Source organism: Pseudomonas sp. BP6 (assembly GCF_017875935.1).
GTDB lineage: Bacteria > Pseudomonadota > Gammaproteobacteria > Pseudomonadales > Pseudomonadaceae > Aquipseudomonas > Aquipseudomonas putida_Y.
The window spans coordinates 2,171,692-2,185,497 of the sequence record NZ_JAGINI010000001.1 but is presented as its reverse complement, the minus strand read 5'-3'; the positions used below and the strand labels follow the sequence as shown (position 1 = coordinate 2,185,497).

14 protein-coding genes and 1 pseudogene are annotated in these 13,806 nt (G+C 63.0%); 8 read left to right on the top strand and 7 right to left on the bottom strand.

The window, feature by feature from the left end:
• Positions 1–22 precede the first annotated feature (22 nt).
• Positions 23–454 (top strand): copper uptake system-associated protein, encoded by a 432-nt coding sequence (locus J3A98_RS09960; RefSeq protein WP_209965714.1) that lies wholly within the window; start codon positions 23–25, stop codon positions 452–454.
• Between the two features lie 223 nt (positions 455–677).
• On the opposite strand, the gene cydB (J3A98_RS09955) is transcribed toward J3A98_RS09960, so the two are convergent.
• Entirely contained in the window at positions 678–1,787 is a 1,110-nt protein-coding gene (cydB, locus tag J3A98_RS09955) for a cytochrome d ubiquinol oxidase subunit II (protein ID WP_209965712.1), read from the bottom strand.
• On the opposite strand from cydB (J3A98_RS09955), the gene J3A98_RS09950 reads away from it, so the two are divergent.
• Positions 1,786–1,998: a hypothetical protein gene (locus tag J3A98_RS09950; protein ID WP_209965709.1), complete on the top strand. Its 213-nt coding sequence runs from the start codon at positions 1,786–1,788 to the stop codon at positions 1,996–1,998. The genes cydB (J3A98_RS09955) and J3A98_RS09950 overlap by 2 nt on opposite strands.
• A 92-nt stretch (positions 1,999–2,090) precedes the next feature.
• On the opposite strand, the pseudogene J3A98_RS09945 reads toward J3A98_RS09950, so the two are convergent.
• The 4 genes and pseudogenes from J3A98_RS09945 to J3A98_RS09930 form a co-directional block, all read right to left on the bottom strand.
• A pseudogene (locus tag J3A98_RS09945) lies at positions 2,091–2,336 on the bottom strand (LysR family transcriptional regulator); the annotation flags it as partial.
• 74 nt (positions 2,337–2,410) lie between these two features.
• Positions 2,411–2,986, bottom strand: coding sequence for a putative natural product biosynthesis protein (locus J3A98_RS09940; protein ID WP_209965705.1), 576 nt, complete (start codon positions 2,984–2,986; stop codon positions 2,411–2,413).
• 79 nt (positions 2,987–3,065) lie between these two features.
• Positions 3,066–3,455 (bottom strand): DUF2946 family protein, encoded by a 390-nt coding sequence (locus J3A98_RS09935; RefSeq protein WP_209965703.1) that lies wholly within the window; start codon positions 3,453–3,455, stop codon positions 3,066–3,068.
• 176 nt (positions 3,456–3,631) lie between these two features.
• Entirely contained in the window at positions 3,632–4,009 is a 378-nt protein-coding gene (locus J3A98_RS09930) for a DUF2946 family protein (protein WP_209965700.1), read from the bottom strand.
• A 290-nt stretch (positions 4,010–4,299) separates the two neighbouring features.
• On the opposite strand from J3A98_RS09930, the gene J3A98_RS09925 reads away from it, so the two are divergent.
• The 6 genes from J3A98_RS09925 to J3A98_RS09900 all read left to right on the top strand — a co-directional run bounded on the left by J3A98_RS09925 (position 4,300) and on the right by J3A98_RS09900 (position 11,041).
• Positions 4,300–5,715, top strand: a complete 1,416-nt coding sequence (locus J3A98_RS09925; protein ID WP_209965698.1) for a cytochrome ubiquinol oxidase subunit I — start codon at positions 4,300–4,302, stop codon at positions 5,713–5,715.
• A 1-nt stretch (position 5,716) separates the two neighbouring features.
• Positions 5,717–6,724 carry a cytochrome d ubiquinol oxidase subunit II gene (gene cydB, locus J3A98_RS09920; protein ID WP_209965696.1) on the top strand — a complete coding sequence of 336 codons (1,008 nt, stop codon included), beginning with the start codon at positions 5,717–5,719 and terminating at the stop codon, positions 6,722–6,724.
• A 12-nt stretch (positions 6,725–6,736) separates the two neighbouring features.
• Positions 6,737–6,877: a DUF2474 domain-containing protein gene (locus tag J3A98_RS09915; RefSeq protein ID WP_209969795.1), complete on the top strand. Its 141-nt coding sequence runs from the start codon at positions 6,737–6,739 to the stop codon at positions 6,875–6,877.
• A gap of 101 nt (positions 6,878–6,978) precedes the next feature.
• Positions 6,979–7,386, top strand: coding sequence for a DUF2946 family protein (locus tag J3A98_RS09910; protein WP_209965694.1), 408 nt, complete (start codon positions 6,979–6,981; stop codon positions 7,384–7,386).
• A 78-nt stretch (positions 7,387–7,464) separates the two neighbouring features.
• Complete coding sequence (locus tag J3A98_RS09905; protein WP_209965692.1) at positions 7,465–9,516, top strand: TonB-dependent receptor; 2,052 nt, start codon at positions 7,465–7,467, stop codon at positions 9,514–9,516.
• 466 nt (positions 9,517–9,982) lie between these two features.
• Complete coding sequence (locus J3A98_RS09900) at positions 9,983–11,041, top strand: GGDEF domain-containing protein (RefSeq protein WP_209969792.1); 1,059 nt, start codon at positions 9,983–9,985, stop codon at positions 11,039–11,041.
• A gap of 16 nt (positions 11,042–11,057) precedes the next feature.
• Here J3A98_RS09900 and mhpT read toward each other — a convergent pair whose 3' ends face one another.
• Both mhpT and J3A98_RS09890 read right to left on the bottom strand, forming a co-directional pair.
• A complete protein-coding gene (gene mhpT, locus J3A98_RS09895; RefSeq protein ID WP_209965690.1) occupies positions 11,058–12,299 on the bottom strand; it encodes a 3-(3-hydroxy-phenyl)propionate transporter MhpT in 1,242 nt (413 codons plus the stop codon).
• 34 nt (positions 12,300–12,333) lie between these two features.
• A complete protein-coding gene (locus J3A98_RS09890) occupies positions 12,334–13,725 on the bottom strand; it encodes an alginate export family protein (protein ID WP_209965687.1) in 1,392 nt (463 codons plus the stop codon).
• Positions 13,726–13,806 lie beyond the last annotated feature (81 nt).

The following is a 13,806-nucleotide window of genomic DNA, read 5'->3' as shown; positions in this document are numbered from 1 at the left end:
AGCCCTTTCAAGGAATACGCGCATGAAAGCACCGATTCTCGCCCTGCTGCTAGCCTGCAGCCCACTGCTGGCCGTGGCCGATACCGCCAGCGAGCAGCAGAGCATTCAGCAACTGATGCGACACAACTTCGAACGCCCCGACGCCCCGCTAGACGTTGGCCCGGTCACCATCCAGGGTGACCATGCAGTGGCCGGCTGGCTGCAGGATCAGCGCGGCGGCCGCGCACTGCTGCGCAAAGGCCACCACGGCTGGCGCGTGGTGCTGTGCGCCGGCGATTCGCTGCTCAACCCGGCGAGCCTGCGTGGCGCCGGCCTCGCCGAGCAGGACGCCAAGCAGTTGAGTCAGGCAGTGCGTCAGGCCGAAAGCAACCAGCCGGTCGATCGGGTCAAGCAGTTTGCCTTGTTCCAGGGAGTGGTCAAAGTCGACAAGGATGCCGCTCACGGCAATCACTGATCTCCTTCACCAAGGGCCGGCACTCGCTATCCGCAAGCCGTCGGCCCTTTCGTCGGCAACGCCATCGCAGCGACTGGCATGCGGCTCGCCCTGATGGACGAAAAGCGTTCGGGCTGGCGAGGCCAGCGATGCACCTGCCCTGGCCTCGCGGCTACGCCTGCCGATCTCACCGGGTGCCGAGCAAGCCGTATTGATAACGCCTTGGCTTTTTCCCCGCGCCCACCTACAGGATCGGCCTGGGGCTGTGCTGGAGGCTCTCCGCGACAGCGACCTGAAACAGCCGATTCCGGCTCCTGAGACCGGCGCCTACCGTATAAGCCAGTAACATCGGCATCAGCACGCTGGCGAAGATCAGCATCATCCCCATCGTCTTTTCGCCACTTGCGGCATTCCACACGGTCAGGCTGGCCGACTGTTGCACGCTCGAAGGTACGATGAAGGGGAACAGTGCAACGCCGACACAGCACAGCATCGCCGCGATCGTCAGCGCGCTTGCGACCACCGCCAGACCTGCGCGCCCCCGGGCTGCGGCGCACAGGCTCAAGATCGTGCCGCCGACGGCGAGCACTGGCGCCAAGATAGCTGCAGGCCATGCACGGAAGTTGGCCTGCCAGCCGGTATTGCCCGGCAGCACCACCCACTGGCCCGGTATGCACAAGGCAGCAGAATGGCCTCCACCGGCAAGCGTGTACCCGCGCAGGTCTGCCGCCAACCAGAGTGCAGCCGTTGAAAAACTGATCAAGAACACGACCCCAGCGCCACATGCCAGTTGGCGTGCGGCCGGGCGCAGGCTGCCGGCACCCCGCAGCATGGCCCAAGTGGCGCCCAACTGGCAAAGCATGCTCAGGCTGACGAGCCCCACCAGCAGCGCGAAAGGCCTGAGCAGCCCGGACAACGTGCCATGAAAATGACTCACTTGCCCAGCACAGCGACTGAATGGCATACCGAGCATCAGGTTGCCGAGCACGACTCCGATCAGCATCGCGGGCATCAGCCCGATAACCTGCGCAGTCCAGGTTCGCAGCGGGCGGGCGGCCTGCCCACAGGGTTCACACATCAACACAAGCACGCCGATTAACCCTCCCAGGCCAGGCAGCCAGCCGACCGTAGGCCAGGCCGCCGAAAGCGAGCAGGACAACGCCAGCAACCACAGCAGCTTGATGCGCCTGGGCAGGCTCGCGGGTCGATCCCGTTGCAGTCCCGCTCCGCTCTGCCCCTGCATGAATGGCAACAATACCCGCGCCCCCAAGTCCAGGCCTTCGACTATCACCAGGCCGATCAGCAATGCGCCAATCAACAGCCACCATATGAATTTGAGCAGTTCGTGATCCATGGCTGGCTCTCCTGCAGGCAAGAAAACGGCCCGTCCGTTTGGTCGGCCGCTGTCGCGCGCCTGTACTGCACCGTGGATGGAAAAACGGCAAGGCAGGCACCCGGACATGCTAGGCGCCGGCAGCGACGGCCCCAACTGCGACATTGCGCCACACACCCAGGCACGTGCCCATGACACGGGCGTCTGCATACTGCCCAGGCGCCTGGTGTGACGGTCTGTCGCAGCCTGCGCGGCGTAAAGGCCTTAGCAGCGCAGATCGTGGGCTTGCCCGGTCGCGGGCAGGTCCAGCAGCTGTTGCTGCACCTCACTCTCGGCCTTTTCTACCAGCTCAAGAATGAGCCGGCAGCGCGCCAGATAACGCTTGCCGGCTTCGGTCAGCGCGATGCGTCGGGTGGTGCGGTTGAGCAGGCGAATGCGCAGGTGAGCCTCCAGGCTCGACAGCATCCGGGAAACGCTGGCCGTGGTGGTGTCCAGGTATTCGGCCGCACCCGTCAGGCTGCCAGCCTGAACCACGCAGTTGAACGCGCGCATGGCTTGAAGTACATCCATCGTCGGTAACCTCATGTTGGAGCTTGGGCAAAGGGTGCAAGGACGGCGGCCGGCCGCCGTCAACTGATCAAGGTTTAGCCGGGCACCGGCAGCCAGCGCCTGAAGCTACCTGCGCCTTTGCCATCGAGCGGGCTCCAGGAGAACTCCCAGGGCGGTGGTGGCAAGCACTCACCCTCCTGGGCCGTGAACGGGGCCGAACGGAACCCCGGCTTCCACTCCACGATCCGTTCGATCATGGGCTGCCACGCGAGGATCAGGCCACGGGCCTGGGACACATCGGTCGTTACCCAGAGCGCAGCCGCCGCCACCATGAACGCCTCGATATGCTCTTCGGTCACCCGAGCCTGGTACGGTGAGTTCAGCAACCAGCGACAGACACTGATGTAGTAGGTCCAGTCGAGTGCCGGATGATGCCGATATGCCCAGGTCATGAAGCGGCGGAACAGTTCCAGTCCCTCTGGCGGGTCGAGTTTGAGCAGGCCCGGGCAGACATCGAACAAGGTATGCCAATAGGGCAGCAGGCGTGCGTCGAGGTTGACGAAACTGCGGGCATTGCAGGGGTAATCAGGAAACGGCAACAAAAAGTCGCCGTTGCGCGACGTGCGAACAGAGGGCTCCAGCGAAGCTGCAGCAATCGTGGTACGAGACATCATGTGCTCCTGTGTACCGATAGCCATTGCCAGGCCGGCGCCCTTGCGTACAAGAGCGTGGCCTGGTGTCCTTGTCAGGTCATCCGTTCGCTACCGGTGAAGCACGGGGATTGATCGACGGCCAGCGATGCCGCGGCGAGCGCGCCGAGGCAATCACGGGCTGGCCAATGGGCAATGCGGGCCTCACCAGCGCGGGCAAGGTCAGGCTGGCCGGTAACGGCGCCGGCCCTCCCTGGGCGCAACAACAGTGTCCGGGGGCGGTAACCTTTGCGCTGGGATTACCGTCCTTGTCCATCACAACCGGCTGCACACCGCCGGACGAGCACCAGCTACCCGCCAGCAGTTGCGCCAGGTTGAGCTCGCCCACGGTGCTGGCCATCGGCAAGGCCAGCACCTTGAGCAGCATCGCCAGCAACGCGGCAACCCAGAGGTTGTCCCAGGTGCGCGAGCGAAGGCCGCAACGAGTCACGGTCACGCCTGGCCGGTTAGCACAGGCGTGGAGATGCCATGGGGCATGAGGGTCACTCTCCAACGACGGTAGGGTCAGTTGCCGGGCCCATCACGGTATGCCCAAGGGCATACCTCACGGACGCGGCACCCGGAAGGCGGGCGCAATCCCGCTCCAGCGCCAAGGCGCAGTCGAGGTCAGAAAGGTGAAGCGCGGGGGTTGGACGAGGGCCAGCAATAGCGCGGTGGCGCCTGGCTACGCACCTCGCGCGAGCTCGGCCGGCGCACGGCGACGGTCAGCAGCCAGGCGACCGCAACCAGAAAGACCAGCACGAGGAAAGCCGCAGCGCCCATCGGGCAACTGAACGGAATACTCAGATCGCCAGCCAAGGCACCATCCTGCTTGGCCTGCAGCTGCGCAGTGTCGCCCCCCAGGCTACAGAAGGCACCGCCGAAACCATTCAGTGCCAAGCCCAAAGCCTGCCCGTGGGCAAGGCCACAGGAAAGCACATTGAACAAGACACAGAAATACAGTGCCCAGGCAATGAAAGGACGGTGGGAAGGTGGACGGTTCATGGCCGGCGACTCTAGCACCGATCACCGCCCCATTGAAGCCTGACCTTCGCTCCCCCTGCGGTGCGACACCCCGTCACACCCTGTCCAGACACGCCGCTACCGCTTTGCCTGCCGGCAGACAAGGACAGATTGTCGCAGTTGGTCGCACCCGGCGCCGTCCTTAGAGTGGCGCCGCCACCGCAGTGGCCCTTGAAAAAACCGATTCCCCCAACCGCAGGGCCGGCCAGGACCCGGACGCTGCTTCCAAAAACCGGCGCCCCGTAGCGCCGCCCCCGTGAGGCTTTATCAGCATGAGCGTGCCCGAGGCGCTAGACCTGGCTCGAATCCAGTTCGCTTTCACTGTTTCCTTCCACATCCTGTTCCCTGCCATCACCATCGGCCTTGCCAGTTACCTGGCAGTGCTCGAAGGGCTGTGGCTTCGTTCGAACCAGCAGGTCTACCGTGACCTCTACCATTTCTGGTCGAAGATCTTCGCCGTCAACTTCGGCATGGGCGTGGTGTCCGGCCTGGTCATGGCTTACCAGTTCGGCACCAACTGGAGCCGATTCTCCGATTTCGCCGGTGCCATTACCGGCCCGTTGCTGACCTATGAAGTGCTCACCGCGTTCTTCCTGGAAGCAGGCTTCCTTGGCGTCATGCTGTTTGGCTGGAACCGTGTCGGCCGTGGTCTGCACTTCTTCTCCACGGTGATGGTGGCGCTCGGCACGCTGGTCTCGACCTTCTGGATTCTGGCCTCCAACAGCTGGATGCAGACGCCCCAAGGCTATGAAATTGTCGATGGCCGGGTGATTCCGGTGGACTGGCTGGCCGTCATCTTCAACCCCTCATTCCCCTACCGGCTGATGCACATGGCCACTGCCGCATTCGTTGCGACGGCGTTCTTCGTCGGCGCCTCGGCGGCCTGGCACCTGCTGCGCGGGCGTGACAACCCAGCCATCCGCAAGATGCTGTCGATGGCCATGTGGATGGCCCTGATCGTGGCCCCGGTGCAGGCGGTCATCGGCGACTTCCATGGGCTTAACACCCTCAAGCACCAACCGGTGAAAATCGCGGCGATCGAAGGCCACTGGGAGAACAAACCTGGTGAACCGACCCCTCTGATCCTGTTCGGCATCCCCGACATGCAGGCCGAAACCACCCGCTTCAAGATCGAGATCCCCGCCCTCGGCAGCCTGATCCTGACCCACAGCCTGGACAAGCAGGTACCGGCGATGAAGGCGTTCCCGCCTGAAGACCGGCCCAACTCGACCATCGTCTTCTGGTCGTTCCGGATCATGGTCGGCCTCGGCTTCCTGATGATCTTCGTCGGCCTGTGGAGCCTGTGGTTGCGCAAGCGCGGCACGCTCTACACCTCGCGCCCTTTCCTGTACCTGACACTGTGGATGGGGCCGTCGGGACTGATCGCCATTCTCGCCGGCTGGTTCACTACCGAAATCGGCCGCCAGCCGTGGGTGGTGTACGGCTTGCAGCGCACTGCCGATGGTGTGTCGAACCATGACGCCACCCAGCTCAGCATCACCTTGGTCGCGTTCGTGGTGGTCTATTTCGCCCTGTTCGGCACCGGCCTCGGCTACATGATGCGCCTCGTGCGCAAAGGACCAAAACCTGGCGAGGGCGACCAACACACCCCAGGCTGTCCAGGCCAGCAACATACACCGGCACGGCCGCTGTCCGCCGCCGACGATTATCAGGCAGAGGTGAACTGACATGGGCATCGACCTTCCACTGATCTGGGCGGTGATCATCATCTTCGGCGTGATGATGTATGTGGTAATGGATGGCTTCGACCTGGGGATCGGCATGCTCTTCCCCTTCGTCAAGGACGCGCGTGACCGGGATGTGATGATGAACACGGTCGCCCCGGTATGGGACGGCAACGAAACCTGGCTGATCCTCGGCGGTGCAGCGCTGTTCGGCGCCTTTCCGCTGGCCTACGCGGTGGTGCTGGAGGCGCTTTACCTGCCGCTGATCCTGATGCTGATCGGCCTGACATTCCGGGGCGTGGCCTTCGAGTTCCGTTTCAAGGCCAAACCCGCCAAGCGCCACCTCTGGGACAAGGCCTTCATCTGGGGCTCGCTGGTCGCGACCTTCTTCCAGGGGGTTGCCCTGGGCGCCTTCATCGAAGGCATCAAGGTGGTCGAGCGCAAATACGTTGGAGGCGCGCTCGACTGGCTCACGCCGTTCAGCCTGTTCTGCGGGCTGGGCCTGGTGGTCGCCTACACCCTGCTCGGTTGCACCTGGCTGGTGATGAAGACCGAAGGGCCGCTGCAGCAACGCATGCACGATATTGCCAGGCCTCTGGCGCTGGTACTGCTGGTGGTGATCGCCGTGGTCAGCCTGTGGACACCGCTGGCCTACCCGCAAATCGCTGCGCGCTGGTTCAGCCTGCCCAACCTGCTGTGGTTCATGCCTGTGCCGATCCTGGTGCTGGTGACGTGTTACGGGCTGCTACGTGCCGTGGCACGCAACGCGCACTACACGCCGTTCTTGCTGACCCTGACCCTGATTTTCCTGGGCTACAGCGGCCTTGGCATCAGCCTGTGGCCAAACATCATTCCGCCGTCGATCAGCATCTGGGAAGCCGCAGCGCCGCCCCAGAGCCAAGGCTTCATGCTGGTGGGCACACTGTTCATCCTGCCCATCATCCTTGGCTACACGTTCTGGAGCTATTACGTGTTCCGCGGCAAGGTGACCCATGAAGACGGCTATCACTAGGAGCACTACGTGATGACACCCAGTGTGAAGCAACCGATGTGGCGCCGCCTGGCCTGGCTGGTGCTGATCTGGGCAGGCAGCGTTGCGGTGCTGGGTCTGTTCGCTTGGCTGACCCGACTGTTCATGATGGCCGCCGGCATGCGCAGCCATTGAGCCCTTAGCGTGGTGCGCCTGCGACAAAATGGCGCACCACGGAACTCGTACAGCCCGCAACGGATGCGGCTTAATGCGCGCCATATTCGCTCGGGTGACTCATGCTTTCACGTGCACGTGCACATCTTTGTCTGTTCGCCTGCCTCGCCGTGCTGTTCAACCTGCTGGCGATGCCGCTTGACCGTGCCTTGCAATCACCCCGCATCGACAGCCAATCGCTGATTCTCGGCAGCTTTTGCAGCCTGCACGGTGCACAAAGCCTGCCCAAGTCACTGCTGGCCCAGCTCAAGGCCGAGCTGCCGCAACTCAACGATCAGCCGGACATGAAACACCAGGCGGGCGACTGCTGCTGTGGCCATGCCGGGCATGCCTTGCTGACCAGCGACTATTATCGCCACCTGTTCCCCCGCTACTGGCCCGACGCACTGTTGCTCAGTAACAGCCACAGGCTGTCGCTGCCGCGCGAACAGTGGCCAAAGCTCAACCCCCGCGCCTCTCCCCTGGCCTGACCTGTCGTTGCTTGCCCACGGCTGCCCCGTGACCTGCGGTGCGCAGCCTTGCCCGACTGTCTGACCAGGAAACCTTCCATGCCTGCGTTCCGTTGCACCGCACGCGCTGTCCTGCCCGTGCTCGCTGTGTTCAGCCTAAGCCCGCTGTCACTGGCCGTTGCCGAAACTTTGCCCACTGAAAACTCCACCCTCACCCTTGGCGCGGTCAACGTGACCAGTACCGAAAGCGGCCCGCTGGCCACCAGCAGCGTGCTCAGTTCGGTGGACATCCTGGGGGGCGATATCCTCGAAAAGATGCCCGTGACCTACAGCTGGGAACTGTTCAGGCGCGCGCCAGGGGTAATGCTGACCGAATTCAACCAGGGCACCACCTCGGGCAAACTGTCGTTTCGCGGCTTCAATGGCGAAGGCGAAGTGAACGCGGTCAAGTTGCTGATCGATGGCATCCCCAGCAACACCAACGACGGCAACATGCCCTTCATCGACTCGGTGTTCCCCATGGACATCGACAGCATCGAAGTGGTGCGCGGCACCAGCGACCCGCGCTATGGCCTGAACAACATCGCCGGCAACGTCAACATCAACACGCGCACCGGCGGCAACTACAACAAAGCGCGCCTGCGCTACGGCAGCTTCAACACCCGCGAGGTGCAACTGGCCAAGGGCATCGAGACCAGCAACTGGACGCAGAACTACTTCTTCGCCCGCCAGCAGGTCGACGGTTATCGCGACCATGCCGACACCGAACGCTACAGTTTCGGCGGCAAGTGGTTCTATACCCCTGACGATGGCAGCTATCGCCTTGGCCTGATCGCCCGCCACTACGAGTCCGAAGCCCAGGAGGCCGGCTACCTGACCGAGGATGACGCCCGCCATCATCCGCGCATGAGCAATGACTACAACGCCACGGACAAAGGCACGCGGCGAATGAACCAGGTCAGCGTGCACTTCGACACCGACCTGGCCGAGACCCTGTCCTGGTCGGCCAAGACCTACCTCAACACCTATGACGACCGTCGCTGGACGCAGTACTGGCGCACCAGTTCACAGCAGGAACGCGATACCTACGAAGATCAGTACGGCGCCATCACCTCGCTGACCTGGCGGCCACAGGTGGACTGGCTGCACGCCTTCGCGCTGGAGGGTGGCAGCGATGTGCAGAAGCAACAGAACCGTAGCGAGCGCTACCGCACCGTGGAGCGTGTACGCCAGGCGCAGACACGCGACCAGGACTTCGACTTCAACACGGTCGGTGCCTATGTACAGGCGGAGATCGAGCCGTTCGAGTCGCTGAAGATCGTGCCGGCCTACCGGGTGGACAAGATCAGTGGCGACTTCACCAACAAGATGACCGGGCAGGACTACGACATCAACGACTACGGGTTGATCAAGCAGCCCAAGCTCAGCATTGTCTATTCGCCGTGGAAGTTCGCCAGCGTTTACGCCAACTGGGGCCGCACCTTCCAGGTCGGGACGGGCGCCGCAGCCTACAAGGTGCCGCCGCGCAACGAGGACCTGGCCCCGTCGATCAACGAAGGCTGGGAAACCGGCGTCAAGTTCACCCCGGCCAGCTGGGTCGATGGCCGCGTGGCCTATTGGCGTCAGGACGCCTCTGGCGAAGTGAGCCGTCGCCTGAACGACCCGAGCGGCGAGTCGGACAACGTCGGCGAAACACGCCGCTGGGGCTATGACCTGCAGGTCAACCTGCACCCGGACGAACGCACCGAGGTGTGGATGTCCTACTCCTGGCAATACTCCAAGATCCTTGAGCCCAGCAGCGCGTTACCAGGCAGCAAAGGCCAGGAAATCGATCACGTGCCACATCACCTGTGGAACACCGGCATCAGCTACCAGGCCACCCCTGCCCTGCAATTGACGGCCTGGATGAATGGCCAGACCAACTACTACCTGGAACGCGAGAATACCCAGGGCCGGTATGGCGGTTACGTGCTCACGAACCTTGGCGCGACCTACAAGGTCAACGAAACGGTGAGTGTCGACCTGCAGTTGAAGAACCTCACCAACCGCTACTACGAGTACGTGTGGTACGACCCGGACGGTGCGGATGCTTCCCTGCACTCCCCGGGTGACGGTCGTGCACTGTATGCCGGCGTGACGTTCGATTTCTGAAAGCCTGCACGTTGGTCGGCGCCAGTGGTTCGGGCAACGCCCTAAGCTGCCTTGGCTTGCTCGACCACTTGTTGGCCGTCGCGATCGATTGGCTTTCGAATTGCCGGAAAACAGGCTATGTTCGTGATACGGAACTTGCGAGGGAAACCTGGCCTTCGGCCAAGGAATGGATCCGCGCAACGACATGAAATGCGGAAAACGTCGCAGGTGCCGTAGCCGTGGTGATAGCCAGTTCTGCACTGCCACTACCTACCGCAACGCTTTCTGAATCCAGCAATCAAACATGGCGAAGGGCATCACATGTGAACGCCAGGAGGCTTTTCCAAGGCGCCATCAAAGTGCAGGTATCCGCTACCGGTCACGAGTGGCGTCACCAGCCATGACAAACCTTGATCCTCATGATGATATAGCGCATTACGTCCGGACGGATCGGCTCGAACAGCTGTTCGTCCAGTCAGCGCCTGCGGTGCTTGGCAGCTTCCTGGCCGCCGTAATGCTGTGCTGGTTGGGCTGGGAGCGTTTCGACCAGCAAAGGGTCATCGTCTGGATGACGTTATTGGGCCTGTCGACCGGCGTGCGTGCCGCCATGTTCTTCGCCTATCTGCGAGCACCGGCCAACCAGCGCACGGCCGAACGCTGGGAGTGGCGTTACTGGGTCACGCTGATGCTGTCGGCGGCTATCTGGGGCTGGGGCGCCTTTGCCGTAATGCCCGCCGACGACGCGCTGGGGCAGACGCTGATCATGCTGTTTGCCGTGGGCATGTCTGTCAGCGCGGTGTCGTGCTACTCCTCTTACCGCAACATGACCCTGGTGTCGATGGGCCTGGTCTTGCTGCCTTCTACGGGCTGGCTACTGCTGCAACCTTCCACGCTGCAACAAGGGATAGCCTTGGCGGTATTGGTGTTCGCCTGGTTCGTGGTGAGTGCGACGCAAAGCCTGTCCTCGGCATTGACGACGGCCTGGCGCCTGAAACACGAAATGCAACGCGCGCATCGGCTGGCCATGGTGGCCTCGTGTACAGACGAACTGACTGGCCTGAACAACCGACGTGCTTTTTTCGACAACGCTTCGACGCAGCACGCCCGGTGCAAGGACGCAGGTGCATTCATGGCCGTGTTGATGCTGGACGTCGACTATTTCAAACAGATCAACGACACGTTCGGGCATGCCGCAGGCGACCAGGTGCTGCAGCGCATCGGTGCAGCGATCAGTGCCAGCCTGCGTGACAACGACATTGCCGGCAGGCTGGGCGGCGAGGAGTTCGCCATCCTGCTGCCCAATACGCCGCCAGACACGGCGATTGAGGTTGCCGAGCGCCTGCGGGCCCTGATAGCCAAACTGCGTGTAAATGAGCAACACCCGGTCACCGCAAGCATAGGTTTAGCGTTCGCGAAGGCCCCTGCCACTGAGCTCAGCGCCTTGCTCAGCAGCGCAGACAGCGCCATGTACCTTTCCAAGGTATCGGGCCGTAACCGGGTCACGGTCGCCGAACCGGGGCAGGAGGCATTGCGCAAGCAGCACTAGCCCATCCAGGGAGTTGCTATGCAGGGTCCTGGGCCGCAGTCTCACCCGCCTCCGGGCGTTGCGTGCGGGTTCGGTGTTTCAGCAGCGCACGTGCCGCCAACGCCGCGAGCACCAGCCCCGGAGCCGCGGCCATCAGCAGCCCCCCCGCACCTGCGCCTGCTGCAAGGATCTGCCCAGCCGCCAGAGGGCCGGCCATGGAACCCAGGCGCCCCACCGCCACCGAGGCGCCCAAGCCCGTCGCGCGCACCTGGGTCGAATACAGCGTAGGCGCCAGCGCGTACAGCACCAACTGGCCACCAATGGCGCAATACCCCGCAGTGAACCCGGCCAGCAACATCAGACCAAAACTGCTCGACAGCCCCAGCCCTGCCAACGACGCCAGCATGCCGGCGTAGGCGATCAATACCGCCCGCCCGGCAAACCCACGGTCCATCATCCGACCGGTCAGGAACGATCCAGCCGCCCCACCCAGGTTGAACAGGATCTGCACGGCGCCCGCCTGCGGCCGGCTGAAGCCTTGGCCGATCAACAGCGACGGCAGCCAGTTGAGCAGCATGTACAACACCGTCAAGGTGAAGAAACATGCCACCCACAGCAACAGCGTGCGGCTTGCCTGCTGCGGCCCGAACAATTGCGCAAGCACACCCTCACTGCCCGCCTTGGCAACGCCTTGGGTACGGAATGCCTGGGACTCTTTCAGCCAGATCATCAACACAAAGGCGATCACGATCGGTGCGATGCCGCCGACGTAGAACACCGTACGCCAGCCGTCGCCCACGCCGGCCATGCCGATCAGCGACGCAACCGCCCCGCCCAGCGGTACACCACAGTAAGTCAGGCTGACCGCTGTGCTGCGCAGACGCTCGGGCGCCGCCTCGCTGGCCAGGGCGATCAGGATTGGCAACGCCGCCCCCAGCCCGAGCCCTGTCATCAGCCGCGCGATCAACAGCGAATCGTAGCTTTGGGCATGGGCGGTCCCTAGCGAGAAGCCGCCAAACAACAGCACCGCCACGATCAGGATCGCTTTGCGGCCCAAGCGGTCTGCCAGCCAACCGCCGATCAGCGCGCCGGGCAGCAACCCCAGCAACCCGGCACTGAATACCCAACCGAGCATGGCCGGAGTCAGGTTGAATGCCTTGGCCATGTGCGGCGCGGCGATGCCGGTGGCCTGCAGGTCCAGCCCTTCCAGCAAGGCAACGAGAAAACACAAGCCGATGGTGAGTACGGCCTTGCCCGATGATGCAGATGAATGATGCATGTGTGGCCCTCTGTTGTTGTTGTCGGTCGGGTGTTCAAAGGCGGAACGTGGCACGTACGGTGACGAACGACGAGTTTTCGCCGCCGGCATCCTTGATCGCCGAGCCAACGTCGTAATACTTCAGGTCAAGGTCCAGTGTCAGGTTGGGAGTGGCAAGCCAGCGTGTGCTGGCGCGGTAGATGGTACCGACATCGCGCCCCGTGCCACGGGTGTTGGCCAGCATGCTCATGCCGGGCATGTACACGCCGTCTTCCTCACGCTGTTTCCACACTTGGAAGATGCCCGGCTCGATGCGCAGCGTGCGCCAGGGCGAGAAGCCGAAGGTCGGCCCCACCACGATGATGTTGCTCAGGGTGGTGAGGCTGGCTTCGCCATAGACACCATTGCGTGGGTAAAGCGGGTCGAAAGTGCCGACTTTTCCGTCGCCCAGGTCACTGTCGCCACTCGCGGCATCGATGCGCATGCCCAGGCGCGGTTGCCAGGGGTGGGTGAAGGTGAAGCCGCTGTCGCTCGACAGCGCCCAGGCGCGGATCGACGCGTTGCCCAGATGGCCGGTCTGCCCAACGAGGTTCCAGCTCCAGTCCAGTGCCTGATGGCGGCCGAACAGCCGCGTGCCGAAGGTGTAGCGCTGCTCGTCACCCGACTCGCCGGCCAGGCTACGGTCGTCGGTTTCCAGGCCAAAGGCCAACAGGTCCATGTTCCAGGACGCCGACAGCGGCAAGGTACCGTAGAGCCCGTAGAATTTGATGTTGTTGTTGCTGCCGTCGTCCCAACTGTCTTCACCGATTTTCAGCGGGCGTACAGCGAATGCATCCAGCTTGCGTCCGTCCTTGAGGTTGAGGCTGGCGCGCACGCCGTCGAAGCTCAGGCGGATGTTCGGCGAGTCGCGGTAGGTGACCAGCATCTGGTCGCCAAAGCCCATCTCCTGGCGACCTACGCGTGTGGTATAGCGCCCTGCGGCGAAGTCGTAGTTGAAATCGACGAAGGCCTGTCGTACTTCATTGCGGCTTTCATCATTGGGCGAGTACAAGTCCTTGCCGAAGGCGCGGGTATTCTCGACCTGGACGAAGGTGCGCACGGCATCGTCGAACAGGTGCAGGTCGGCATGGGCCTGCAGCCGTTGCAGCAGATAGGAATCGTCGTTCAGCCCGCGCAGGCCAAAGAAGGGTTTGTCCGAAGCATCGGCCCGGTAGCGGGCCTCAGCCCCGATTTGCAGCCAGGCCGACTCTGACAGCCGATGGTAGCGCAGGCCATCGAAGGGGGCCGTGGCCTTGGCGGGGTCGTCGAGAAAGCGGTAGTCCTCGATCCAGCGAGGGGCCCCTGGCCTCCCCGGCCGGCTCTCTTCAAGCGGGCTGGCCGCGTGGGCGGACTGGCACAGCGAAAGCACTATGAGGGGCAGGCATACCCCGTTCAACGGCTTGATCATCAGAATTTCCCTTCACTTGTTTTTATAATTGTTCTTACAAACTGGATAACTCTGTTAACGATTATTTTTGTTAACCATATG

What these genes read in the sequence shown, in the direction of transcription:
- J3A98_RS09960 (WP_209965714.1), top strand. Translation starts at nt 23, where the DNA reads ATGAAAGCACCGATTCTCGCCCTGCTGCTAGCCTGCAGCCCACTGCTG.
- J3A98_RS09950 (WP_209965709.1), top strand. Translation starts at nt 1,786, where the DNA reads ATGGCTGGCTCTCCTGCAGGCAAGAAAACGGCCCGTCCGTTTGGTCGG.
- cydB (WP_209965712.1), bottom strand. Translation starts at nt 1,787, where the DNA reads ATGGATCACGAACTGCTCAAATTCATATGGTGGCTGTTGATTGGCGCA.
- J3A98_RS09940 (WP_209965705.1), bottom strand. Translation starts at nt 2,986, where the DNA reads ATGTCTCGTACCACGATTGCTGCAGCTTCGCTGGAGCCCTCTGTTCGC.
- J3A98_RS09930 (WP_209965700.1), bottom strand. Translation starts at nt 4,009, where the DNA reads ATGAACCGTCCACCTTCCCACCGTCCTTTCATTGCCTGGGCACTGTAT.
- J3A98_RS09925 (WP_209965698.1), top strand. Translation starts at nt 4,300, where the DNA reads ATGAGCGTGCCCGAGGCGCTAGACCTGGCTCGAATCCAGTTCGCTTTC.
- cydB (WP_209965696.1), top strand. Translation starts at nt 5,717, where the DNA reads ATGGGCATCGACCTTCCACTGATCTGGGCGGTGATCATCATCTTCGGC.
- J3A98_RS09915 (WP_209969795.1), top strand. Translation starts at nt 6,737, where the DNA reads ATGACACCCAGTGTGAAGCAACCGATGTGGCGCCGCCTGGCCTGGCTG.
- J3A98_RS09910 (WP_209965694.1), top strand. Translation starts at nt 6,979, where the DNA reads ATGCTTTCACGTGCACGTGCACATCTTTGTCTGTTCGCCTGCCTCGCC.
- J3A98_RS09905 (WP_209965692.1), top strand. Translation starts at nt 7,465, where the DNA reads ATGCCTGCGTTCCGTTGCACCGCACGCGCTGTCCTGCCCGTGCTCGCT.
- mhpT (WP_209965690.1), bottom strand. Translation starts at nt 12,299, where the DNA reads ATGCATCATTCATCTGCATCATCGGGCAAGGCCGTACTCACCATCGGC.
- J3A98_RS09890 (WP_209965687.1), bottom strand. Translation starts at nt 13,725, where the DNA reads ATGATCAAGCCGTTGAACGGGGTATGCCTGCCCCTCATAGTGCTTTCG.